The 20088-nt window shown below is 72.6% G+C and carries 27 protein-coding genes; 14 read left to right on the top strand and 13 right to left on the bottom strand.

Translation table 11 applies throughout. The features are described 5' to 3' along the window. Positions 1–27: 27 nt before the first annotated feature. From RM590_RS05910 to RM590_RS05920, 3 genes are all read right to left on the bottom strand, one after another. Positions 28–1059: an alanine racemase gene (locus RM590_RS05910; RefSeq protein ID WP_311703291.1), complete on the bottom strand. Its 1032-nt coding sequence runs from the start codon at positions 1057–1059 to the stop codon at positions 28–30. A gap of 37 nt (positions 1060–1096) precedes the next feature. Beyond that, complete coding sequence (locus RM590_RS05915) at positions 1097–2215, bottom strand: lipid II:glycine glycyltransferase FemX (protein WP_311703292.1); 1119 nt, start codon at positions 2213–2215, stop codon at positions 1097–1099. A 119-nt stretch (positions 2216–2334) separates the two neighbouring features. Further along, positions 2335–2640 (bottom strand): hypothetical protein, encoded by a 306-nt coding sequence (locus RM590_RS05920; protein WP_311703293.1) that lies wholly within the window; start codon positions 2638–2640, stop codon positions 2335–2337. A 236-nt stretch (positions 2641–2876) separates the two neighbouring features. Here RM590_RS05920 and rpsF point away from each other — a divergent pair, with 236 nt between their 5' ends. From rpsF to rplI, 4 genes are all read left to right on the top strand, one after another. Continuing rightward, a complete protein-coding gene (rpsF, locus tag RM590_RS05925; RefSeq protein WP_086159647.1) occupies positions 2877–3167 on the top strand; it encodes a 30S ribosomal protein S6 in 291 nt (96 codons plus the stop codon). Between the two features lie 88 nt (positions 3168–3255). Then, entirely contained in the window at positions 3256–3816 is a 561-nt protein-coding gene (locus RM590_RS05930) for a single-stranded DNA-binding protein (protein WP_311703294.1), read from the top strand. A 53-nt stretch (positions 3817–3869) separates the two neighbouring features. Next, entirely contained in the window at positions 3870–4106 is a 237-nt protein-coding gene (rpsR, locus tag RM590_RS05935) for a 30S ribosomal protein S18 (RefSeq protein ID WP_003978893.1), read from the top strand. Positions 4107–4125: 19 nt separating this feature from the next. Beyond that, positions 4126–4575, top strand: coding sequence for a 50S ribosomal protein L9 (rplI, locus tag RM590_RS05940; protein ID WP_311703295.1), 450 nt, complete (start codon positions 4126–4128; stop codon positions 4573–4575). A 66-nt stretch (positions 4576–4641) separates the two neighbouring features. Here rplI and RM590_RS05945 read toward each other — a convergent pair whose 3' ends face one another. After that, entirely contained in the window at positions 4642–6009 is a 1368-nt protein-coding gene (locus RM590_RS05945; RefSeq protein ID WP_311703296.1) for an MATE family efflux transporter, read from the bottom strand. 472 nt (positions 6010–6481) lie between these two features. Between RM590_RS05945 and dnaB the strand changes: the two genes are divergently transcribed. Continuing rightward, on the top strand, positions 6482–7858 hold the full coding sequence (gene dnaB, locus RM590_RS05950; protein WP_394813806.1) for a replicative DNA helicase: 1377 nt from the start codon (positions 6482–6484) through the stop codon (positions 7856–7858). On the opposite strand, the gene RM590_RS05955 is transcribed toward dnaB, so the two are convergent. Beyond that, positions 7855–8964 carry an FAD-dependent oxidoreductase gene (locus RM590_RS05955; protein ID WP_311703298.1) on the bottom strand — a complete coding sequence of 370 codons (1110 nt, stop codon included), beginning with the start codon at positions 8962–8964 and terminating at the stop codon, positions 7855–7857. The two genes, dnaB and RM590_RS05955, sit on opposite strands and share 4 nt — an antisense overlap. Before the next feature lie 72 nt (positions 8965–9036). Here RM590_RS05955 and RM590_RS05960 point away from each other — a divergent pair, with 72 nt between their 5' ends. Then, positions 9037–9717 carry a TetR/AcrR family transcriptional regulator gene (locus tag RM590_RS05960; protein ID WP_311703299.1) on the top strand — a complete coding sequence of 227 codons (681 nt, stop codon included), beginning with the start codon at positions 9037–9039 and terminating at the stop codon, positions 9715–9717. Between the two features lie 31 nt (positions 9718–9748). After that, the gene (argJ, locus tag RM590_RS05965) at positions 9749–10912 is read left to right on the top strand and encodes a bifunctional glutamate N-acetyltransferase/amino-acid acetyltransferase ArgJ (RefSeq protein ID WP_311703300.1); all 1164 of its coding nucleotides are present in this window, start codon (positions 9749–9751) and stop codon (positions 10910–10912) included. Here argJ and RM590_RS05970 read toward each other — a convergent pair. After that, entirely contained in the window at positions 10890–11600 is a 711-nt protein-coding gene (locus tag RM590_RS05970) for a Crp/Fnr family transcriptional regulator (protein ID WP_311703301.1), read from the bottom strand. The two genes, argJ and RM590_RS05970, sit on opposite strands and share 23 nt — an antisense overlap. 24 nt (positions 11601–11624) lie before the next feature. Here RM590_RS05970 and RM590_RS05975 point away from each other — a divergent pair, with 24 nt between their 5' ends. Further along, positions 11625–11891: a YciI family protein gene (locus tag RM590_RS05975; protein ID WP_311703302.1), complete on the top strand. Its 267-nt coding sequence runs from the start codon at positions 11625–11627 to the stop codon at positions 11889–11891. A gap of 9 nt (positions 11892–11900) precedes the next feature. Next, entirely contained in the window at positions 11901–12350 is a 450-nt protein-coding gene (locus RM590_RS05980; RefSeq protein WP_311703303.1) for a MarR family winged helix-turn-helix transcriptional regulator, read from the top strand. Here RM590_RS05980 and RM590_RS05985 read toward each other — a convergent pair. Further along, entirely contained in the window at positions 12332–13180 is an 849-nt protein-coding gene (locus tag RM590_RS05985) for a helix-turn-helix domain-containing protein (protein ID WP_311703304.1), read from the bottom strand. The two genes, RM590_RS05980 and RM590_RS05985, sit on opposite strands and share 19 nt — an antisense overlap. Before the next feature lie 67 nt (positions 13181–13247). Between RM590_RS05985 and RM590_RS05990 the strand changes: the two genes are divergently transcribed. Then, positions 13248–13853, top strand: coding sequence for a short chain dehydrogenase (locus RM590_RS05990; RefSeq protein WP_311703305.1), 606 nt, complete (start codon positions 13248–13250; stop codon positions 13851–13853). Between the two features lie 44 nt (positions 13854–13897). Continuing rightward, positions 13898–14839, top strand: a complete 942-nt coding sequence (locus RM590_RS05995; RefSeq protein ID WP_311703306.1) for a phosphotransferase family protein — start codon at positions 13898–13900, stop codon at positions 14837–14839. Here RM590_RS05995 and RM590_RS06000 read toward each other — a convergent pair. Together RM590_RS06000 and RM590_RS06005 are read right to left on the bottom strand one after the other, a co-directional pair. Then, positions 14779–15201: a VOC family protein gene (locus RM590_RS06000; protein WP_311703307.1), complete on the bottom strand. Its 423-nt coding sequence runs from the start codon at positions 15199–15201 to the stop codon at positions 14779–14781. The genes RM590_RS05995 and RM590_RS06000 overlap by 61 nt on opposite strands. Before the next feature lie 21 nt (positions 15202–15222). Further along, entirely contained in the window at positions 15223–15432 is a 210-nt protein-coding gene (locus tag RM590_RS06005) for a hypothetical protein (protein ID WP_311703308.1), read from the bottom strand. Positions 15433–15516: 84 nt separating this feature from the next. Between RM590_RS06005 and RM590_RS06010 the strand changes: the two genes are divergently transcribed. Beyond that, complete coding sequence (locus RM590_RS06010) at positions 15517–16221, top strand: helix-turn-helix domain-containing protein (RefSeq protein WP_311703309.1); 705 nt, start codon at positions 15517–15519, stop codon at positions 16219–16221. Here the strand turns inward: RM590_RS06010 and RM590_RS06015 are convergent. The 3 genes from RM590_RS06015 to RM590_RS06025 all read right to left on the bottom strand — a co-directional run bounded on the left by RM590_RS06015 (position 16218) and on the right by RM590_RS06025 (position 17625). Then, positions 16218–16622 carry a VOC family protein gene (locus tag RM590_RS06015; protein WP_311703310.1) on the bottom strand — a complete coding sequence of 135 codons (405 nt, stop codon included), beginning with the start codon at positions 16620–16622 and terminating at the stop codon, positions 16218–16220. The genes RM590_RS06010 and RM590_RS06015 overlap by 4 nt on opposite strands. A gap of 10 nt (positions 16623–16632) precedes the next feature. Continuing rightward, positions 16633–17091 (bottom strand): nuclear transport factor 2 family protein, encoded by a 459-nt coding sequence (locus RM590_RS06020; protein ID WP_311703311.1) that lies wholly within the window; start codon positions 17089–17091, stop codon positions 16633–16635. Positions 17092–17166: 75 nt separating this feature from the next. Beyond that, on the bottom strand, positions 17167–17625 hold the full coding sequence (locus RM590_RS06025; RefSeq protein WP_311703312.1) for a MarR family winged helix-turn-helix transcriptional regulator: 459 nt from the start codon (positions 17623–17625) through the stop codon (positions 17167–17169). A 165-nt stretch (positions 17626–17790) separates the two neighbouring features. On the opposite strand from RM590_RS06025, the gene RM590_RS06030 reads away from it, so the two are divergent. Next, positions 17791–19080: an MFS transporter gene (locus RM590_RS06030; RefSeq protein ID WP_311703313.1), complete on the top strand. Its 1290-nt coding sequence runs from the start codon at positions 17791–17793 to the stop codon at positions 19078–19080. Between the two features lie 14 nt (positions 19081–19094). Here the strand turns inward: RM590_RS06030 and RM590_RS06035 are convergent, their stop codons facing one another. Beyond that, a complete protein-coding gene (locus RM590_RS06035) occupies positions 19095–19472 on the bottom strand; it encodes a cupin domain-containing protein (protein ID WP_311703314.1) in 378 nt (125 codons plus the stop codon). A 97-nt stretch (positions 19473–19569) separates the two neighbouring features. On the opposite strand from RM590_RS06035, the gene RM590_RS06040 reads away from it, so the two are divergent. Then, positions 19570–20079: a MarR family winged helix-turn-helix transcriptional regulator gene (locus tag RM590_RS06040; protein WP_394813792.1), complete on the top strand. Its 510-nt coding sequence runs from the start codon at positions 19570–19572 to the stop codon at positions 20077–20079. Positions 20080–20088 lie beyond the last annotated feature (9 nt).

Consider the following 20088-nt stretch of genomic DNA (forward strand, 5'->3'; position numbering starts at 1 on the left):
GCCGCCGTCTCGTGCCCGGCCTCGCGGCTACCGGTCCACCAGGCGGTCCACCTGCGTCGTCGTGTGCCGCAGGATCGCGCGGAACTCGTCGCCCACCTTCGGCCCCTTCGCCTCCGCCGGCACGAACAGGATCGACACCTGCATGTGCGGCGGCTCCGCGAACCACCGCTGCTTGCCGTCCCAGACGAACGGCGACAGGTTCCGGTTGACGGTCGCCAGGCTCGCCCGCGCCATCCCCTTGGCCCGCGACGTCATCCCGTGCAGCGCCTTGGGCGCCTCCAGCCCGACCCCGTGCGACGTGCCGCCCGCGACCACCGCCAGCCAGCCGTCGCCCGGCGCCTTCTGCTGCCGGTAACCGAACCGGTCGCCCTTCCCCACCGGCGTCACGTCCAGCACCGCGCCCCGGTACTCCGTCGCCCCGTGATCCCCCAGCCACAGCCGGGTACCGATCCGCGCCCGGAACGTCGTCTGCGGGAACTGCTGCCGCAGCCGCAGCAGTTGCTCCGAGGTCAGATGGCTGACGAACATGGTGTCCAACGGCAGCCGCGCCGCCCGCAGCCGGTCCATCCAGCCGATGACCTCCTCGACGGCGTCCGTCCCGTCCGTCCGGTCCAGCGGCAGATGGATCGCGAACCCCTCCAGGCGCACATCGTCCAGCGCCGCCTGGAGCTTCCCCAGGTCCGACGGCGACACCCCGTGCCGCCGCATCGAGCTCATCACCTCGACCACGACCCGCGACCCCACCAGCCCGTACACCCCGTCGACCGACGACGCCGACCGGATCACCCGGTCCGGCAGGGGCACCGGCTCCTCCGTGCGCCGATACGGGGTCAGCACGAGAATGTCGCCGCTGAAGCGGTCCTTCATCTCCTCGGCCTCATACGTCGTGCCCACGGCCAGAGTGTCCAGGCCCAGCAGCGAGACCTCCTCCGACAGCCGGTCATGGCCGAAGCCGTAACCGTTGCCCTTGCACACGGGAATCAGACCGGGGAAGTCGGCCAACACCAGCCGCTGGTGCGCCCGCCAGCGGTCGGTGTCGACGTAAAGGGTGAGCGCCATGGCCGGTAAGACCCTTTCTCTGTGTACCCAGTGAAGATCAGCGCCGCGACATGTAAATGTCGAACGCCTTGTGGAGGAGCTTGTTGAGCGGGAAATCCCACTCGCCGAGATACTCGGCCGCCTCGCCGCCCGTCCCCACCTTGAACTGGATCAGGCCGAAGAGATGGTCGGTGTCCTCCAGCGAGTCACCGATACCCCGCAGGTCGTACACGTCCGCCTTGAGGGCGTAGGCGTCCTGGAGCATGCGCCATTGCATCGCGTTGGACGGCCGCACCTCGCGCTTGTGATTGGCGGAGGCACCGTACGAATACCACACATGCCCACCCACGATCAGCATGGTCGCCGCCGCCACCGCCTCGCCCTCGTGCATCGCGAAATACAAACGCATCCGATCCGGGTCCTCGGCGTTCAGCACCTTCCACATCCGCTGGAAGTAGGTGAGCGGACGCGGTCGGAACTTGTCACGCTCCGCGGTCACCTCGTACAGGTGCTGCCACGCGGGCAACTCGTCGTAACCGCCGCGCACGACCTGGACGCCGGCCTTCTCGGCCTTCTTGATGTTGCGCCGCCAGAGCTGGTTGAAACCCTTGTGCACGTCGTCCAGCGAACGCCCGCGCAGCGGAATCTGGAACACGTACCGCGGCTGCACATCCCCGAAGCCCGCGCCCTCGGACTCCTCCTGCTGCCAGCCCATCCGCCGCAGCCGGTCCGCGACCTCGAAGGCCCGCGGCTCGATGAACGTGGCCTCCACGTCCCGCAGCCGCCGCGCGTCCGGGCTCTGGATGCCAGCCTTCACCGCGGCGGCGTCCCACCGCCGGATCACCACCGGCGGCCCCATCTTCACCGAGAACGCGCCCTGCTGCTTCAGGTGCGCCAGCATCGGCTTCAGCCACTCGTCCAGATTCGGCGCGAACCAGTTGATCACCGGCCCCTCCGGCAGATACGCCAGATACCGCTTCACGCGCGGCACTTGGCGGTACAGCACGAGGCCGGCGCCCACCAGGGCCCCGGTCCGGTCGAACCAACCGAGCGACTCCGACCGCCAGTCGGCCTTCACATCACCCCACGCGGGCACCTGCATATGGCTCGCCGACGGCAGCGAGTTGATGTACGCCAGATGCTGCTCGCGACTGATGGTCCTCAGGGTCAGGCTCATACGGGGGGCTCCTCCGGCGTCAATCGCAGGGTCTGGCCGGAAGCCTAACGGCGCCGTCCGCGGCATGGGACGCCGCGGTGCCGCCCCGCCCCGCCGAAGGGAACCCCCGGACGACGGGCCTAACCCAGCCAGCCCCCGAACGGGCCGCCGTACGCCACCCCCAGATAGAAGCCGACCGCCGCCGCGCCCAGCCCGATGATCGAGACGAAACGCTGCCCGGGCGTCGCCGAGATCATCTGCGCCCAGCCGCCGGTCGCGATCCCCGCCAGCCCGAACCAACTGCTCACCAGGTGCAGCCCGGGAGAGATCGACGAAACGGCCGCCACCAGGCCGAGGAACAGCGTCAGCACCGCCAGCGTGTTCTCCCGCGGGTGCGGCCTGCCGTCGGTGTTCAGATACGTCAGCGGATGCGCTATATGAGCCATGGGTCACCTCCTGCCGAGCAGCCGGCACGACCACCGTGCAGCCGCCACTCCCCGTGTACCCGAGGTGTCCGGATTGCTACCTTCCCGTCCCGGATTTCAACCCCGGGCCCCAGGGCGGGTACGGTGTACTGTCCGTCCCCCGAGCGCCCGCGTGCGCGACGGAGACGAACCGCATCACGACCCTCCTGCCACGGATCGTCCGTGGCCGCCCGAGTCCAGAGGAGGTGGGTTTTCGCATGCGTCACTACGAGGTGATGGTGATCCTCGACCCCGATCTTGAGGAGCGCTCCGTCGCCCCCCTGATCGAAAGCTTTCTGTCCGTCGTCCGCGAGGGCAACGGCAAGGTCGAGAAGGTCGACACCTGGGGTCGCCGGCGTCTCGCCTACGAGATCAACAAGAAGCCCGAGGGCATCTACTCCGTCATCGACCTCCAGGCCGAGCCCGACATCGTCAAGGAGCTCGACCGGCAGCTCAACCTGAACGAGTCGGTCATGCGGACGAAGGTCCTCCGTCCCGCCACCCACTGACGGTGGCGGGAAGCACCGAGTAGCACTGTCAGTGCCATAAGTAATCATCGCAGCATCAGCAGTTAACCCGCGCCGAGAGGTACCCCCAATGGCAGGCGAGACCGTCATCACGGTCGTCGGCAACCTGGTCGACGACCCCGAGCTGCGCTTCACCCCATCCGGTGCGGCGGTCGCGAAGTTCCGCGTCGCGTCCACGCCCCGTATCTTCGACCGGCAGACCAGCGAGTGGCGGGACGGCGAGAGCCTCTTCCTGACCTGCTCCGTCTGGCGACAGGCCGCGGAGAACGTGGCGGAGTCGCTCACCAAGGGCACTCGCGTCATCGTGCAGGGCCGCCTCAAGCAGCGCTCGTACGAGGACAGGGACGGCGTCAAGCGCACGGTCTTCGAGCTGGAGGTCGACGAGGTCGGCCCCAGCCTGCGCAGTGCCACCGCGAAGGTCACCAGGGCCGCCGGCCGTGGCGGTCAGGGCGGTGGCCCGGGCGGTGGCGGCGGCTGGGGTGGCGGCCAGGGTGGCGGCGGCCAGCAGGGCGGCGCCCCCGGCGGCGACCCGTGGGCGACCTCCGCGCCGGCCGGCGGCGGCCAGCAGGGCGGTGGCGGCTGGGGCGGCGGTGGCGGTGGCGGTGGCTACTCGGACGAGCCCCCCTTCTAACGGGACGGGTCCGGCCCAGCACACACTTCTTTTGAACTCACCGGAGAAACACCATGGCGAAGCCGCCCGCGCGCAAGCCCAAGAAGAAGGTTTGCGTGTTCTGCAAGGAGAAGATCTCCTACGTCGACTACAAGGACACGAACCTGCTGCGGAAGTTCATCTCCGACCGCGGCAAGATCCGTGCCCGCCGGGTCACCGGCAACTGCACCCAGCACCAGCGTGATGTCGCCACGGCCGTCAAGAACAGCCGTGAGATGGCGCTGCTGCCCTACACCTCCACCGCTCGCTAGGAGAGGGTGACCAAGCGTCATGAAGATCATCCTGACCAGTGAGGTCTCCGGCCTCGGCACCGCCGGCGATGTCGTCGAGGTGAAGGACGGGTACGCCCGTAACTACCTGCTGCCCCGCGGTGTGGCCATCCGCTGGACCAAGGGCGGCCAGAAGGACGTCGAGCAGATCCGCCGCGGTCGCAAGATCCGCGAGATCGCCTCGATCGAGCAGGCCCACGACGTGAAGGCGCAGCTCGAGGGCGTCACCGTCCGCCTGAAGGTCCGCGCCGGCTCCGGCGGGCGCCTCTTCGGCTCCGTCACTCCGGCCGACATCGCCACCGCGGTGAAGACCGCGGGCGGTCCCGATGTGGACAAGCGCCGCATCGAGCTGAGCACGCCGATCAAGAGCCTCGGCACGCACCGGATCTCCGTCCGGCTGCACCCCGAGGTCGTCGCGAACGTCGGCGTTCAGGTCGACGCCGCCAAGTGAGCGCCGCGGTGGCCGCGTTCCCGTTCCGGGGACGCGGCCACCGCGTGTTCGCGGCCCGGCCGCCGCTCAGGCGCGCACGGCCCCGGTGACCAGCCAGCGGCCCGTCGCGGCCCGCAGGCCCAGTGTGATCAGCCGTACGCCCATCATCAGCCCGGCGATCGCCCACCACAGCGCGGTCACGCCGCCGCCCAGCTCGGGCACCAGCAGCGCCACCGGCGCGAACACCGCCAGCGTCAGCAGCATCGCGCCCGCCAGATAGGGCCCGTCACCCGCGCCCATCAGCACGCCGTCGAGCACGAAGACGACGCCCGCGACGGGCTGCGTCACGGCCATCACGAAGAGCACCGGCAGCAGTTGGTCGCGCACCTCCTGGTCGCCGGTGAACAGCCGCAGGATCAACGGGCTGGCCGCGGCCGTCAGCAGCGCCAGCACCAGCCCTGAGACGATCCCCCACCACACCATGCGTCGGCAGGCCGCGACCGCGCCCGCCGCGTCGTTCGCGCCGAGGTAGCGCCCGATGATCGCCTGGCCCGCGATGGCGATGGCGTCCAGCGCGAAGGCCAGCAGCGTCCACAGGGTGAGCGCGATCTGGTGCGCGGCGATGTCCGCGTCGCCGAGCCGGGCGGCCACCGCGGTGGCGATCAGCAGGATCCCGCGCAGCGAGAGCGTGCGGATCAGCAGCGGCACGCCGGCCCGGGCGTTGGCCACTATCCCGGCGGGGCTCGGACGCAGCGCGGCCCCGTGCCGGCGGGCGCCGCGGACGACGACCCGGAGGTAGACGGCGGCCATCGCGGCCTGGGCGAGGACGGTGCCCCAGGCGGAGCCGGCCAGCCCGGCGTCGAGGCCGTAGATGAAGAGGGCGTTGAGCGCGATGTTCGCGGTGAAGCCGCCGATGGCGACCCAGAGCGGGGTGCGGGTGTCCTGGAGGCCGCGCAGCACGCCGGTGGCGGCGAGCACGATCAGCATGGCGGGGATGCCGAGGGCGCTGATCCGCAGATAGGTGACGGCGTGCGAGGCGGCGGTGGACGAGGCGCCGAAGGCGTCCACCAGGACGGGCGCGGTCGCGAGGACGGCGGCGGCGATGGTGAGCCCCAGGATGGCGGCGAGCCAGATGCCGTCCATGCCCTGCCGGATGGCGGTGGACAGATCGCGGGCGCCGACGCTGCGGGAGACGGCCGCGGTGGTGGCGTAGGCGAGGAAGATGAAGACGTTGACGGCGGTGGTGAGCAGGGCGGCGGCGACGCCGAGTCCGGCGAGCTGCGGGGTGCCGAGGTGGCCGACCATCGCGCTGTCGGCCAGCAGGAACAGCGGCTCGGCGACCAGCGCGCCGAAGGCCGGGAGGGCGAGCTGGAGGATCTCGCGGTCATGGCGGCGCGCGGTGCGCCGCCGCTCGTTCGGGGCAGGGAGCGCGGCAGGGGGTGACGCTGGGGGCATGGTCCGATCCAAACATCCACAGGTAATGGACGCAAGCGAGTTTGGGTCCTTACTTTCTGCGCCCGGCGGTGTGATGGTCTGCGTTGGTTGACGTGATCTCGGCGAGCGGGGGCAACTTTTTCCCGCACACAGGCAGTGGATGAGTAATCCGCAGGTCAGGATGGGTCCGCGAGGATCGCAGCGAAGTTCTCCACAGGGTCGTCCCCCGCTTCGTCCACAGGAATCGCCGAGTCATCCACAGGGTGCGATCTGAAATCCACATAGCCTGTGGATAACTTGGTTGGTCCTCCCCCGTACTGGCCGTACCGTAGGTCCCCGCTCGGCGCGGAATCTCCGCGGAATGTCAGAGCCCTGGCGTATCAATGGGTAGCAGCGCGGCGGTTTGCGAGGCCGGAGGGAGGCGGGGTCGGTGGCTGATCTCGACGAGCACGCGGGACCGTGGGTCGGGACGGACACCGAGGAGCCGCCACCGATGTCCCGGCCCCGGCACGGCGCGGATGGCGGCGACGAGGAGCGCGCCGCGTTCGAGCGGGTGCCACCGCAGGACCTGGCGGCGGAGCAGTCTGTGCTGGGCGGCATGCTCTTGTCCAAGGACGCGATCGCGGACGTGGTGGAGGTGCTGCGCGGCCCGGACTTCTACAAGCCCGCGCACGAGACCATCTATAGCGCGATTCTCGACCTGTACGCGAAGGGTGAGCCGGCCGACCCGATCACCATCGCCGCCGAGCTGACGAAGCGCGGCGAGCTGGCCAAGGTGGGGGGCGCGGGGTATGTGCACTCCTTGGTGCACATGGTCCCCACGGCGGCCAACGCCGAGTACTACGCGGAGATCGTGCACGACCGGGCGGTGCTGCGCCGCCTGGTGCAGGCCGGTACCCGGATCACCCAAATGGGGTATGCGGCGGACGGCGACGTCGACGACATCGTGAACGCGGCCCAGGCGGAGATCTATCAGGTCACCGAGCAGCGCACGGCGGAGGACTATCTGCCGCTGGGCGAGATCATGGAGGGCGCGCTCGACGAGATCGAGGCGATCAGCAATCGCAGCGGCGAGATGACCGGCGTGCCCACGGGCTTCACCGATCTGGACTCGCTGACCAACGGCCTGCACCCGGGCCAGATGATCGTGATCGCGGCCCGGCCGGCGATGGGCAAGTCGACGCTGGCGCTGGACTTCGCGCGGGCCTGCTCGATCCGGCACAAGCTGCCGAGCGTCATCTTCTCGCTGGAGATGGGGCGCAACGAGATCGCGATGCGCCTGCTGTCGGCGGAGGCGCGGGTGGCGCTGCACCACATGCGGTCCGGCAGCATGACGGACGAGGACTGGAACCGGCTCGCGCGCCAGATGGCCGAGGTGAACGAGGCCCCTCTGTACATCGACGACTCGCCGAACCTGTCGATGATGGAGATCCGCGCCAAGTGCCGTCGGCTGAAGCAGCGCAACGACCTGCAACTGATCATCATCGACTACTTGCAGCTCATGCAGACGGGCGGCAGCCGCCGCCCGGAGAGCCGGCAGCAGGAGGTCTCGGAGATGTCGCGGAACCTGAAGCTGCTCGCGAAGGAGCTGGAGGTCCCGGTGGTGGCGCTGTCCCAGCTCAACCGTGGCCCCGAGCAGCGGACGGACAAGAAGCCGATGGTTTCGGACCTCCGCGAGTCGGGATCGATCGAGCAGGACGCCGACATGGTCATCCTGCTGCACCGGGAGGACGCCTATGAGAAGGAGTCCCCGCGCGCGGGCGAGGCGGACCTGATCGTGGCCAAGCACCGCAACGGCCCGACGGCGACGATCACGGTGGCGTTCCAGGGCCACTACTCCCGCTTTGTGAACATGGAGGGCGGCTTCTAGCCAGGTTGGAAGAAGGCGAGCATTTTCTGGGCGGCGTCCGGCGACATCAGCATCTCCTGCAAGTCCGCGGACATTCGGGCGGCGGCGCTGGTGCGTTCGAACATCTCGTGTTCGTATTCCTTGACGGCGGCGGGGAAGTCGCCCGGGTGCGCGGCCAGCGCGAGGCCGAGCAGGGCGCCGTCGAGCAGCGCCATGTTGGCGCCCTCTCCCACCGGCGGCATCAGGTGCGCGGCGTCGCCGAGCAGTGTGACGTCCGGCCTGGACGGCCAGGTCAGGCCGACCGGGAGAGTGGTGATCGACCGCGGCACGACCGTGTCGTCGCAGGCCGCGATCAGCGCGGTGATCCGGGAGTCCCAGCCGGGGAGCAGGTCGATCAGCCGCGCCCGGGCGGCGGCCGGGTCGTCGAACGGGATGCCGCTGGTGGCGAACCAGTCCTCGGCGGTGTGGTAGAAGCTGACGCCGATGCGCACGCGGCCGTCGCCGTTGCGCTGCGCGGCCAGGGATATGCCGTTGCCGAGCACCCAGTAGTTGCCGCGCCCGACCATCGTCGCGAGGTCGGGGTGTGTGCGGTCGATGTCGGGAATGCCGACCTCGACGACGTTCTGGCCGATATGCGCCGGGCGGGCGTCGGTGAGCAGCGTGCGGACCCGGGACCGTGCGCCGTCCGCGCCGACCAGCAGGTCATACGCCGCACTGCCGCCGTCGGCGAAGTGCGCCAGGCCGTTGTCGGCGGATGTGAACGCGTGCCCCCAGCGCACCATGTCCTCGGGGAGGGAATCCAGCAGCAGGTCGCGCAGATCGGCGCGGTCGACCTCGGGTCGCTCGAGCGGGGCGTCGTCGGGCGTGTCCTCCTGGAGCAGCAGGGTGCCGTCCGGCTCGAGAAGGCGCATGTCCTGGCCCTCACCACGGGCGATCGCGTGGAACTGGTCGATCAGACCGGCCTCGCGCAGTGCCCGCTGGCCGGAGTGGATGTCGAGCATGCCGCCCTGACCGCGCGCATCGCGCGACGATTCGCGTTCATACACGACGGCGTCGATGCCGTTCACGTGCAGCACCCGGGCAAGGGCCAGGCCGCCCAAGCCGGCTCCGACGATGGCGATGTTCATGGCTGCCTCTCCTTCGATACACTGTACTGGCCGATACACTGTATCGCTCCGATGCGGTGTATGGTGAGCGGCATGTTGGTGTGGGAGAGGCCGGAGCCGCCGGATCGACCCGTGCCGGCCCCGTTGAGCCGGGAACGGATCGTGCGAGCGGCCATCCAACTGGCCGACGCCGACGGCCTGGACGCGGTGTCGCTGCGCAAGGTCGCCACCGTGCTGGGCGTCCGTCCGATGCGGCTGTACGGCTACATCGCCAGCAAGGAGGAGTTGCTCGACCTGATGGTCGACGCCGCCCACGCCGAGATCCGGCCGGTCGGAGAAGGCTGGCGGGAGGTGCTCCGGTCCCTTGCCGAAGCCACTCGGCACGCCGCTCACGAGCACGAGTGGCTCGCCGATCTCCTGGGTGGCCGGCCCCAGCTCGGGCCGCACGCGCTGGCCAGTGGGGAGACCGTGGTGGCCGCACTGGGCGACATCGACGTGGACGCCGTCATGCCGGTGGTCGCCGCGGTCAACGCGTACGTGATCGGCGCGGTGCGCCGGGAGATCGCCGAGCGGCGTGCGGAGCGGGCCACCGGGATGGACGAGAAGCGTTGGCAGGCCTCACTCGGGCCCTATCTGGAGCGCACCTTCGCCACCGGCCGATTCCCCGCGCTGGCCACGGTGGTGCGCGATGCCGCCCACCTGGACGCCGACGAGACCTTCCGGACCGGCCTCGACTTCCTGCTCGACGGCATCGAAGCCCGTATCTCGGGGTGACGCGCGACCGCGCCGTGCAATTATATGTCGCATGACGCATACTCATTCAGTCGAGAAGTGGCCCACCGGCTTCCGCGCCTACACCGGCCACGGCGGCCTGCGCGAGCACGGTGACGACATCTCCATCGTCGCCTCCGACCTGCCGTCCGTCAGCGCCGCCGTGTTCACGCGGAGCCGGTTCGCCGGACCGGCCGTGCTGCTCAGCCGGCGGCACGCCGCGGGCGGGCGGCTGCGCGTGGTGGTGACCCTGGCCCAGAACGCGAACGTGGCCACCGGCCGGCGCGGCGAGGAGAACGCCGCGGAGGTGGCCGGACGGGTGGCCCGCATCGTGGGGGTGGCGGACGACGAGGTGCTGATCGGCTCCACCGGGGTGATCGGCCGGCCGCTGCCGATGGAGGCGATCCGCGCCCGGCTGGCCGGGCCGGGCCCGTTCGACGCGGACCCGGAGCGGGTGGCGCGGGCGATGATGACGACCGACACCCGGCCCAAGACGTGTGCGCGCACGGTGGGCGGCGCCCGGATCGTCGGGGTGGCCAAGGGCGTGGGCATGCTGGAGCCCAACATGGCCACGATGCTGGCGTATCTCTTCACGGACGCCGAGGTGGCGCGGCCGGAGCTGGACGCGGCGCTGCGCGGCGCGGTGGACGCCACGTTCAACTGCCTGAGCGTGGACACCGACACCTCGACCTCCGACACCGTGTCGCTGATAGCCAACGGCGCGGCCGGCCCGGTGGATCCGGGGGAGTTCGCGGCGGCGCTGCGCGAGGTGTGCCTGGATCTGACGAAGCAGTTGGCGCGGGACGGCGAGGGCGCCACCAAGCTGCTGCGCGTGACCGTCACCGGCGCCCGGGACGCGGCGCAGGCCAAGCGGGTGGCGAAGAGCGTGGTCAACTCGCCGCTGGTGAAGACCGCCGTGCACGGCGCCGACCCCAACTGGGGCCGGGTCGTGATGGCGATCGGCAAGAACGTGGACGACACCGACATCGAGCCGGACAAGGTGACGGTGCGGTTCGGCGCGCTGGAGGTGTACCCGGCCGAGCCGGGGGACGAGACGCTGGCGGAGCTGGTCGCGGTGATGGCCGCGGACGAGGTGGAGATCGGCGTCTCGCTGGGCCTGGGCGAGGGCGAGTCGACCGTGTACGGCTGTGACCTGTCCGCCGGTTACATCCGGATCAACGCGGACTACACGACCTGAGGCGCAGCAGTTCGGGCGCGCGCAGGAGCACGCCGCACCGGTCGACCTCGACGAGTCCCGCGCGGCGGAGCCGGGCGAGGGCGCGGTTGACCGTGACACGGGAGACGCCGAGGTGGTCGGCGAGGTCCTGCTGGGTGCCGGCGCCGGGGAACGGGACCCGGCCGCCGGCGCCCGCCGCGCCCGCGTTGATCAGCAGCCAGTCGGCGAGCCGGGCCTCGGTGGTCCGGGTGGCCGCGGCGGTGAACCGGGCGCGTTCCCGGCGGACTTCGGCGGCCAGCACGCGCAGGACGTGCGCGCGGACGGCGGGCGCGTCGTCGGTGAGGGCGAGGAAACGGTCGCGCGGCAGGGCCCGGACGAGACAGGGCGTGGTGGCGGTGAGCGTGGCGGTGTGGCCCCGGCCGTCGATGACCGCCACCTTGTCCAGGGCGCGCGGGCCGGTCCACTCGCCGTGGGTGACCAGGCGCCCGTCCGGGGTGGTGACCCCCGCGGACACCCGGCCGCGCAGCAGGAGCAGCAGATGGGTGGCGGGCGCGCCGGCGCGGCGCAGCACCTGCCCGGCCGGGTGCTCGCGGGGCACGGAGGCTCCCCACAGGGCGCGCAGTTGGTCGTCGGGCAGCGCGGCGAGCAGCGGCACGGCGCGCAGCGCGGCGAAGGCGTCGGGTGTATCGGCCGATACAGACGGGCTCACCCTCCCGACCGTACCGTCGGCCGCATGATGATCGTTGAGCTCGAATTCGACGTTCCGGCCGCGCCCGAGCGGCTGGCCGGGCGCGCGGCGCACCGCGAACTGCTGGGCCGGCTGCGGGAGGAGGGGCGCCTGCTGATGGCCGGGCCCTGGACGGACGACGCGGGCGCGCTGCTGGTGTTCGACGTGGACCGCGCCGAGCTGGACCGGATCATGGCGGCGGACCCGTACTACGCGCTGCCGGGGGTGCGGATGGCCGCCGTGCGCGAGTGGCGGCCGGTGGTGGGTTGTTAGGGTGCGGGCATGGAAACGGCGGGCGGTGACCGCGCTCCCGAGCGGCTGCGGTCCACGGCGAGCTGGCTGATCACGCACACGGCGACGCACGCCGGGCGGCTGGTGGCCGAGGCGTTCGCGGGCATCGGGGCGCGGCGTTACCACTACGCGCTGCTCTCGGCGCTGGACGAGTTCGGCCCGGCGAGCCAGGCCGCGCTGGGGCGGCGGTGCGGCATCGACCGCAGCGACGTGGTCGCGGCGATCAACGAGCTGGCGGCCGACGGGTTCGTGGTCCGCAGCCCGGATCCGGCCGACCGGCGGCGGAACGTGATCACCGTGACGGAGGCCGGGCTGCGGCAGCTCGAGCGGGGGTACCGGGCGGTGGAGGCGGTGCAGGACGAGCTGCTGGCGCCGTTGTCCGCCGGTGAACGGCGCGAGCTGGTGCGGCTGCTGAGGCTGGTCTACGACGGGGTGTCCTGACTCTCCCGGGCGGTCCGGCGCAGCGTGTCCAGCGCCGTGGCGGAGGGGCTGCCGGGCTCGGCGCTCCACAGCACCAGGCGCAGGCCGGGGTCGTCCGGGAGCTGGAGCAGCTCGTCGGCGAGGGTGAGCGGGCCCGCCGTGGGGTGCCGGTAGTGGCGGGTGTGCGCGGCGCAGACGCGGACCGGGTGGGCGCGCCACAGGGCGGCGAACTGCTCGCTGCCGTCGGTGAGTTCGGCGATGAGGGTGGCCAGCGCGCGGTCGCCGGGGTGGCGGCCGGCGACGAGGCGCAGATCGGCCACCGTGTCCTGGCACTTGGCGGGCCAGCCGTCGCCGTACAGCTCCCTGGTGCGCGGGTCGAGGAAGACGAGCCGGGCCACGTTGGGGCGCGCGGCGAAGTCCAGGTGGGGCGCGAGGAGGGCGTGCGCGAGCCGGTTCCAGGCGAGGACGTCGGCGCGCCGGCCCAGCACGAGGGCGGGCGTGGGGCCGAGGGAGGCCACCAGGGTCCGCACGGCCGGGCGCAGGTGTTCGGGCGGTGGCGGGGCGGCCGGGCGCGGGTGCGCGAGCGTGCCGAGGTGGTGGCGCTCGGTGGGGTCCAGCCGCAGCACGCGGGCGATGGCGTCGAGGACGGCGTCGGACACGTTGGGGCTGAGGCCCTGTTCGAGGCGGGTGTAGTAGCCGGGGCTGATGCCGGCCAGCCGGGCCAGTTCCTCGCGGCGCAGGCCGGGCACGCGACGGCGCCCGCCGAGGTCGGGGAGCCCGGCGTCGGCGGGGCGCAGCCGCGCGCGCCGGGAGCGGAGGAACGTGCCGAGGTCGGAGTGGGGCCTGCGCATGCGGCCAGTCTGCCTGCACCTGACAGGGGGCTGGCTGGGGGAGGACCGGCGGGCGAGGCTGAACGGCATGCGGATCTTGGTGATCGGTGCCACGGGCACCATTGGACGGGCGGTGACGGCCGCGTTCGGCGAGGCGGGGCACGAGGTGGTGCGGGCGTCGCGCGGTGCGGCGGAGCCGGAGCTGCGGGTGGACATGGCGGATCCGGCGTCGGTGGCCGCGCTGCTCGCGGCGGTCGGCGAGGTGGACGCGGTGGTGTGCTGCGCGGCGAGCGGGGCGCTGGTGCGGATAACGGAGGGCGCGGACGCGGAGTTTCTGACCGGGCTGGACGGCAAGCTGCTGGGGCAGGTGCTGCTGGTGCGGCAGGCGCTCCGGTGGGTGCGGGACGGTGGCTCGGTGACGCTGACCAGCGGGGTGTTCGACGAACCGCTGCCGGGCGCCTCGTTCGGCGCGCTGGTGAACGCGGGGCTGGAGGCGTTCGTGGCGGCGGTGGCCGGGGAGATGCCGCGCGGGATACGGGTGAACGCGGTCGGGCCGGGCTGGGTGGCCGAGACGCTGGCCTTGCTGGGGAGGGACCCGGCCGCCGGAACGCCCGTGGCCGGGGTGGCGGGCGCCTATGTGGCGGCGGTGTCGGGAACGGCGCGGGGCCGGACGTTCCGGCCGGGCCGAGGGTAGCCGGGGTGTGGGGCGGGACGGGCGGCGGGATAGCCTCCCCTGCCATGACAGCCTCCCCGCCCCGGATCCCCGACCTCGCGGGCGCCCGGGCCGTCGCGCGCCGGCACGGCGTGGCCGATGCCGAGGTGGCGCCGGCCGCGGCGCAGGGCATCGCGGGCTTCGTCTATCTGCTGGGCGAGGACCTGGTCCTCAAGGTCGCCCGCCCGGAACCGGAGTTCGCCGGTGACCTGCGGAAGGAGGCGCTCGTCATCCCGCACGCGCGGGCGCTGGGCGTGCGCACGCCCGAGGTGGTGGAGTACGCCGAGGCGGACGACGGCTTCGACGGCGCGCCCTATCTGGTGCAGCGCCGGGCGCACGGACGGGGCGCGGACGGCGAGCCGGGCGCCGCGGCCTACCGGGAGCTGGGGCGCGAACTGGCGCTGCTGCACGCCGCGCCGATCCCCGACGCCGTGCGCGCCGGGGTGCCGGCCGACACCGTCGGCGACCCCGGGCCCGGCATCCAACAGTTGGCCGCCCAGGGCGAGTTGAGCCCCGGCCTGGCCGACTGGCTCACCGGCTGGCTGGCCCAACTTGCCCAGGCGGCGCCCACCGACCCCCGGCCGGTCCTCATCCACGGCGACATCGCGGCCGGCAACCTGCTGCTCGACGCCCGCACCGGCGCCCTGTCCGCCCTGCTCGACTGGGGCGACGCGGCCGTGGCCGACCCGGCCACCGAGTTTGCGAAGGTGCCGCCGCGGTCACTGCCGCACGTGCTGGACGGCTACCTCGACGCGCTGCCCGGCCCGGCCGACGGCCGCCAGTGGGCCGCCCGCGTGCTGTGGCACCACCTGGTGTGGGCCGTCTTCCGGCTGCCGACTCCGCCGGAGCCGGGCTGGGTCCACTGGTCGGCGCAGCCCGCGAACCGGCTGCTGGAGCTGCTGCGCGCCTACGCCGAGGGGCTGCCCGAACCCTGGGCGGGCTGGATGAGGTCCCAGCGGTTGCCGTAGAGGTCGGTGAACACCGCGACCCGGCCGTACCGTTCGTCGCGCGGCGCCTTTTCGATGGTGACGCCCGCCTCGGTGAACCGGCGGAAGTCGGCCTCGAAGTCGTCGGTGTACAGGAAGAAGCCGACCCGGCCGCCGGTCTGGTCGCCCACCCGCTCGCGCTGCCGGTCGTTCGCGGCGCGGGCGAGCAGCAGCCCCGTCTGCGCGCCGGGCCCGGGTGCCACCACGACCCACCGTTTCCCCGGCGGCTCGGGCGGCGCCAGCGCGGTGTCCTCGCGCAGCTCGAAGCCGAGCCGGCCGGTGTAGTAGGCGATGGCCTCGTCGTAGTCGGGGACGACGAGCGTGAGAAGTCCGAGATGGCGCATCCGGGAAGTGTGCACCGCCGGTCAGGACGCGCGGTACTCGCTGAGGATGTCCACGACCCAGGTGACGCCGAACCGGTCCCGTGGCATTCCGAGCGGGGCGCCCACCGCGCGGGCCCCGGCGGCCGGCCAGGTCGTGACCGCTTCCCGGCGGATGATGAGGAGCGTGCCGAAGACCTCGGCGCGAACATCGAGGCCGTCGGCCCGTCCGAACTCAAGGACCCCTTCGCGCACTTGGCACGCCGCAGCGCCGTCGCCACGACCGAGGCACCGGCCGATGCCCGAGCAGGCCCCTCGCGCATGGCGCATGCTGGAGGCGTGTACCGGGAGAGACCTTCGCTTCTCGGCGGCGACGCCGTCGTCTGGGACAACGCGCCGGTCGCGCCCGGCGTCGGCCGGGTGCTGCCCGACGGCTGCATGGATCTGATCTGGAGCGCCGGAACGCTGCTGGTGGCCGGGCCCGACACCCGTGCCCATCTGGTCGAACGGGCCGTCGGCCACGAGCACGTCGGGCTGCGGTTCGCGCCGGGCACCGGGCCGGCCGTGTTCGGGGTGCCCGCCGATGAACTGACCGATCTGCGGGTGCCGTTGGCCGACCTGTGGCCACCGGACCGGGTGCGGGAGCTGCTCGAACGCGTCGCGGCGGCCCCGGACCCGGGGGCCGCGCTGGAGGCCGTGGCCGGCGAGCGGCTGTCGCGTGCCGAGCCCCCGGCCGGGGTGGGCGGCGGGTGGCGGCCGGCCGCCGTCGAGGCGCTGCGGCGCGGCGCGGGGGTCGGTGCCACCGCGCGACAACTTGGCCTGAGCGAGCGGCAGTTGCGGCGCCGTTGCCTGGTGGCGTTCGGCTATGGGCCCAAGACGCTGACGCGCGTGCTGCGCATGCAGCGCGCCCTCGAACTGGCCCGGGACGGCGTCCCGCTGGCGACCGCCGCCGCCCGGGCGGGCTACGCGGACCAGCCGCACCTGGCCCGCGAGGTGCGGGCCCTGGCGGGCGTGCCGGTGACCGAACTGCTCGAACCGGCCTAGGCGTTGACCGGCAGGGGCGCGAACAGGTCCACGCTGTTGCCGTCCGGGTCGCGGACGACGGCGTAGCGCTGGCCCCAGAACGCGTCCCAGGGCTCCTGTTCGCCCGGGTGGCCCGCCGCGACCAGTTCCGCGTAGGTCCGGTCCACTTCGGCCGGGCCGTCGCACAGGAAGGCCAGTCCCACGCGCTGGCCGGCCGGGCGCGGGTCCCACTCCGGGGTGATGCTCCGGACCATCTCCGCGGAGTCCCAGGCCAGGCGCAGCCCGCCGGGCAGGACGGCCTCGACGTGCGGGGCGTCCTTCTCCACGAGGTCGGGGACCGGGACGCCCAGCCGCCGGTAGAAGGCGAGCGAGGCGGCCATGTCGTCGGTGACGATGCCGATGAGGTCGAGTCGAGGTTCCATGCGGCGCAGCCTAGGCAGCGGCCCCTCCGGCGGTCTTGAACGAATCGGACACGTCGGCGCCGCAGGCGTCGGCGATCGCGAGGCTGTCCTCGTACACGCACATGCGGCTGATCAGCCCGGCGCCGTCGACGGTGATCCGCAGCGCGAACGGGGAGTGGAACGGCCTTCGCGTGGCCCGGACGGTGCCGCCCAGCCGCCCGGCGACCATGGCCTCCGCGCCGTCCACGACGACGGCGTCGACAACGGCGGTCGCGTGCTCAGGCACGGTGTGCGCGGCGATGTCCGCGTAGTGCGCGGCCACATCGGCGCGGGTGCGCCGCGGCTTGATCCAGGGCACGGCGGGGTTGGGCGCGATCTGCCAGTCGACCGGCTCGGCGAACAGCTCGGCCAGCCGCTCGGCCGACCCCTCGGCGAAGCGGTCGAGGAACGCGCGCACCACGGCGCGGGTGGTGTCGGTGTCGGTCGTCATGGGGGCCAGCCTGCCGGGCGCGGCCGGACCGGTCGATGACGTGCGAGGTCATGGACAGGCGCGCGGGGCACCACCTCAGGAGCGGGCCGGCTCGACCTGCAACGTCCGCACCGCTGCGACGAGCGGTGCCAGGTCGGGGCGCTGCCCGGCCTGGTCGAGCGCCTCGCGCAGGGCGGTGTCGTTCGTCGGGCGGGCCTCCTCCAGCAGGCGGCGGCCGGCCTCGGTGACATCCGTGTAGATCCCGCGCCGGTCGGTGGGGCACAGGTAGCGGGTCAACAGGCCGCGGTCTTCCAGCCGGTTGACCAGGCGGGTGGTGGCGCTCTGGCTGAGGACGACCGCGTCGGCGAGCTGGTTCATCCGGAAGTGGCCGCCGTCGCCGTCGTGCTGCTGGCTGAGGACGTTGAGCACGGAGTACTCGCGGACGCTCAGGCCGTGGCCCGCCTGGAGGGCGCGTTCGACGTGCGCCTCGATGCGGTCGTGCAGTGCGGACAGGGCGCACCAGCCCTGGGCGAGACCCGGTTCGGGACGCGTCATCGCTCTCCTCGCCTTCGTCGTTGCCGCCAGCCAGGGCCAGGATAACCCAGGGCAGCAATAGACCGCGCTTGCCGATATCGCGCGTGTGCAATTATTGTCTCTGCGGGTAAAGCCTCTACGCGTCCCATAGTGCGCGAACAGGGAACTGACACGAAGGGTCCTCTCATGCCTCTCGCTCTCCTGGCGCTGGCGGTCGGCGCCTTCGGGATCGGGACCACGGAGTTCGTGGTCACCGGGCTGCTGCCGGAGGTGTCGGACGAGTACGGCGTCTCGATCCCCACGGCCGGCTTCACCGCCTCCGGCTACGCGCTGGGCGTGCTGCTCGGCGCTCCGCTGATGGCCATCGCCGGGGCGCGGGTGTCCCGGAAGCGGATGCTCATGCTGATGATGGTCCTGTTCACGGTGGGCAACGCCGTCTCCGCCGTGGCGCCCGCCTTCGGGGTCCTGCTCGCGGGCCGGGTGATCGCCTCCCTCGCGCACGGCGCGTTCTTCGGGATCGGCTCGGTGGTGGCCGCGACGCTGGTCGCGCCGGAGCGGCGGGCGAGCGCGATCGCGATGATGTTCACCGGCCTGACCGTGGCGAACGTCGTCGGGGTGCCGGCCGGCACGCTGCTGGGCCAACAGGTGAGCTGGCGGCTGACGTTCGCGGTGATCACGGTGATCGGGCTGATCGCGCTGGCCGGGGTCGCGGCGCTGGTGCCCGCGAACGCCGGGGGCGAGCCGGGCGAGGCCGGCGGCGGGGGCCGGCGGCCGGGCGGGGTGCGGCGCGAGCTGGCCGCGTTCGGCAACGCGCAGGTGCTGCTGGCCATGGCGATGACCGTGCTCGGCTTCGGCGGTGTCTTCGCGGCGATCACCTATGTCGCGCCGATGATGACGGACGCCGCGGGCTTCGCCGAGTCCAGCGTCACCTGGCTGCTGGCGCTCTTCGGCGTGGGCATGGTGGTGGGGAACCTGGTGGGCGGCCAGCTCGCCGACCGGGCGCTGATGCCGCTGCTGTACGTCTCGCTGGGCGCGCTGGCGCTGGCGCTGGCGGCGTTCACCGTCACGGCGAACGACAAGGTGGGCGCGGCGGTGACGCTGCCGCTGATCGGCGCGTTCGGATTCGCCACGGTGCCGCCGTTGCAGAAGCGGATCCTGGACCACGCGGCCGAGGCGCCGACGCTGGCCTCGGCGGTCAACATCGGGGCGTTCAACCTGGGCAACGCCCTCGCCGCCTGGCTCGGCGGCCTGGTCCTGGCGGCCGGCGGCGGGGAGACCCTGCCGAACCTGGTGGGCGCGGCGATGGCCGCCTCCGCGTTGGCGTTGGCGGTGTTCGCCGCGGCGCTGGAACGGCGCGACCGGCGTGCGGCGGGCGCGGGGGACGCGGCGGGCGCGGTCGGCGCGCCGGGTGTGGTGGCCCGCGGTGGTTCCGTTCCCGGCGCGCCCGCGGCGACACCCGAGGGCGCGCGGCACTGACCGCGCGCCCTCGCTCACTCCGCCCAGGGGATGTCGCGCACCTCGCCGGTCTCGGGCAGGGTGGCCCGGCCGCCGTTGGCCATGCAGACGAGGATCTCGGCCGGTTCCGCGCCCGCGGCGGCGATCTGCCGCACCTCCCGGGCGGGCAGGAACGCGGCCTGGCCGGGGCCGACCTCCTGGGTCCCGCCGTTGGCGGTGATGGTGATCGCGCCGGACAGCGGCAGCCAGATCTGCTCGCGGTCCATGGCGTGCTGGGGGCCGCGGGCGCCCGGCTCCATGTGGACGGTCCAGGCGCTGATCTCGCCGCTGCCGCGGCTGGGGGTGACCAGGCTGGTCATGACGGCGTTGGGGGTGGTGTGGCGGTCGGCGGCGGTGGGGGTGAAGACGCGCATGGGTCGTTCCTTCCGGGGCGATGGGGTAAGTCAAGCTGCTTTACTCGGATCTGGGAAGTGAGTAAAGCAGCTTGACTCGTGAATGTCACCTGTCACCATGGACCCCGTGTCCGACCCCGAATCCCCCGCCGAGGCGGAGCGCGACCCGCTGCGGCAGGCGGAGCTGACGATCCTGCTCGGCCTGGCCTTCCAGTTGCTGCTCGGCGAGTTCACCGGCCGCCTCGCGAGCGCCGGTTACGGCGATCTGCGCCCGGCGCACGGCTTTGCGTTCCAGGCGCTCGGCCCGCACGGCGCGACCAGCAGCGAGCTGGCGCGCCGCCTCGGCGTCACGAAACAGGCCGCCGGGCAGTTGGTCGACGACCTCGAACGGCGCGGCTATGTGCGCCGCGAGCCGCACCCGGCGGGCGGGCGGCGGAAGCTGGTGGTGCTCACCGAGGCCGGGCACCGCCATCTCGCGGTGGCCGGCGGCGTGCTGCACGGGCTGGAGACGGAGCTGGCCGCGCGGCTCGGCCCCGGAACCGATCTGGACCGGTTGCGGGGCGAGCTGACGCGCGTGATCCGGGAGTTGGGCGGCGAGACGCCGCCGCCGCTGCGCCCGGTGTGGTGACCCCGGGCG

The sequence above is a fragment of the Streptomyces litchfieldiae genome (genome assembly GCF_031845365.1).
GTDB classification, from domain to species: Bacteria; Actinomycetota; Actinomycetes; order Streptomycetales; family Streptomycetaceae; genus Streptomyces; species Streptomyces litchfieldiae.

Coding starts and splice junctions, on each gene's coding strand:
- RM590_RS05910 (WP_311703291.1), bottom strand. CDS start 1,059: ATGGCGCTCACCCTTTACGTCGACACCGACCGCTGGCGGGCGCACCAG.
- RM590_RS05915 (WP_311703292.1), bottom strand. CDS start 2,215: ATGAGCCTGACCCTGAGGACCATCAGTCGCGAGCAGCATCTGGCGTAC.
- RM590_RS05920 (WP_311703293.1), bottom strand. CDS start 2,640: ATGGCTCATATAGCGCATCCGCTGACGTATCTGAACACCGACGGCAGG.
- rpsF (WP_086159647.1), top strand. CDS start 2,877: ATGCGTCACTACGAGGTGATGGTGATCCTCGACCCCGATCTTGAGGAG.
- RM590_RS05930 (WP_311703294.1), top strand. CDS start 3,256: ATGGCAGGCGAGACCGTCATCACGGTCGTCGGCAACCTGGTCGACGAC.
- rpsR (WP_003978893.1), top strand. CDS start 3,870: ATGGCGAAGCCGCCCGCGCGCAAGCCCAAGAAGAAGGTTTGCGTGTTC.
- rplI (WP_311703295.1), top strand. CDS start 4,126: ATGAAGATCATCCTGACCAGTGAGGTCTCCGGCCTCGGCACCGCCGGC.
- RM590_RS05945 (WP_311703296.1), bottom strand. CDS start 6,009: ATGCCCCCAGCGTCACCCCCTGCCGCGCTCCCTGCCCCGAACGAGCGG.
- dnaB (WP_394813806.1), top strand. CDS start 6,482: ATGTCCCGGCCCCGGCACGGCGCGGATGGCGGCGACGAGGAGCGCGCC.
- RM590_RS05955 (WP_311703298.1), bottom strand. CDS start 8,964: ATGAACATCGCCATCGTCGGAGCCGGCTTGGGCGGCCTGGCCCTTGCC.
- RM590_RS05960 (WP_311703299.1), top strand. CDS start 9,037: ATGTTGGTGTGGGAGAGGCCGGAGCCGCCGGATCGACCCGTGCCGGCC.
- argJ (WP_311703300.1), top strand. CDS start 9,749: ATGACGCATACTCATTCAGTCGAGAAGTGGCCCACCGGCTTCCGCGCC.
- RM590_RS05975 (WP_311703302.1), top strand. CDS start 11,625: ATGATGATCGTTGAGCTCGAATTCGACGTTCCGGCCGCGCCCGAGCGG.
- RM590_RS05980 (WP_311703303.1), top strand. CDS start 11,901: ATGGAAACGGCGGGCGGTGACCGCGCTCCCGAGCGGCTGCGGTCCACG.
- RM590_RS05985 (WP_311703304.1), bottom strand. CDS start 13,180: ATGCGCAGGCCCCACTCCGACCTCGGCACGTTCCTCCGCTCCCGGCGC.
- RM590_RS05990 (WP_311703305.1), top strand. CDS start 13,248: ATGCGGATCTTGGTGATCGGTGCCACGGGCACCATTGGACGGGCGGTG.
- RM590_RS05995 (WP_311703306.1), top strand. CDS start 13,898: ATGACAGCCTCCCCGCCCCGGATCCCCGACCTCGCGGGCGCCCGGGCC.
- RM590_RS06000 (WP_311703307.1), bottom strand. CDS start 15,201: ATGCGCCATCTCGGACTTCTCACGCTCGTCGTCCCCGACTACGACGAG.
- RM590_RS06015 (WP_311703310.1), bottom strand. CDS start 16,622: ATGGAACCTCGACTCGACCTCATCGGCATCGTCACCGACGACATGGCC.
- RM590_RS06020 (WP_311703311.1), bottom strand. CDS start 17,091: ATGACGACCGACACCGACACCACCCGCGCCGTGGTGCGCGCGTTCCTC.
- RM590_RS06025 (WP_311703312.1), bottom strand. CDS start 17,625: ATGACGCGTCCCGAACCGGGTCTCGCCCAGGGCTGGTGCGCCCTGTCC.
- RM590_RS06030 (WP_311703313.1), top strand. CDS start 17,791: ATGCCTCTCGCTCTCCTGGCGCTGGCGGTCGGCGCCTTCGGGATCGGG.
- RM590_RS06035 (WP_311703314.1), bottom strand. CDS start 19,472: ATGCGCGTCTTCACCCCCACCGCCGCCGACCGCCACACCACCCCCAAC.
- RM590_RS06040 (WP_394813792.1), top strand. CDS start 19,570: ATGGACCCCGTGTCCGACCCCGAATCCCCCGCCGAGGCGGAGCGCGAC.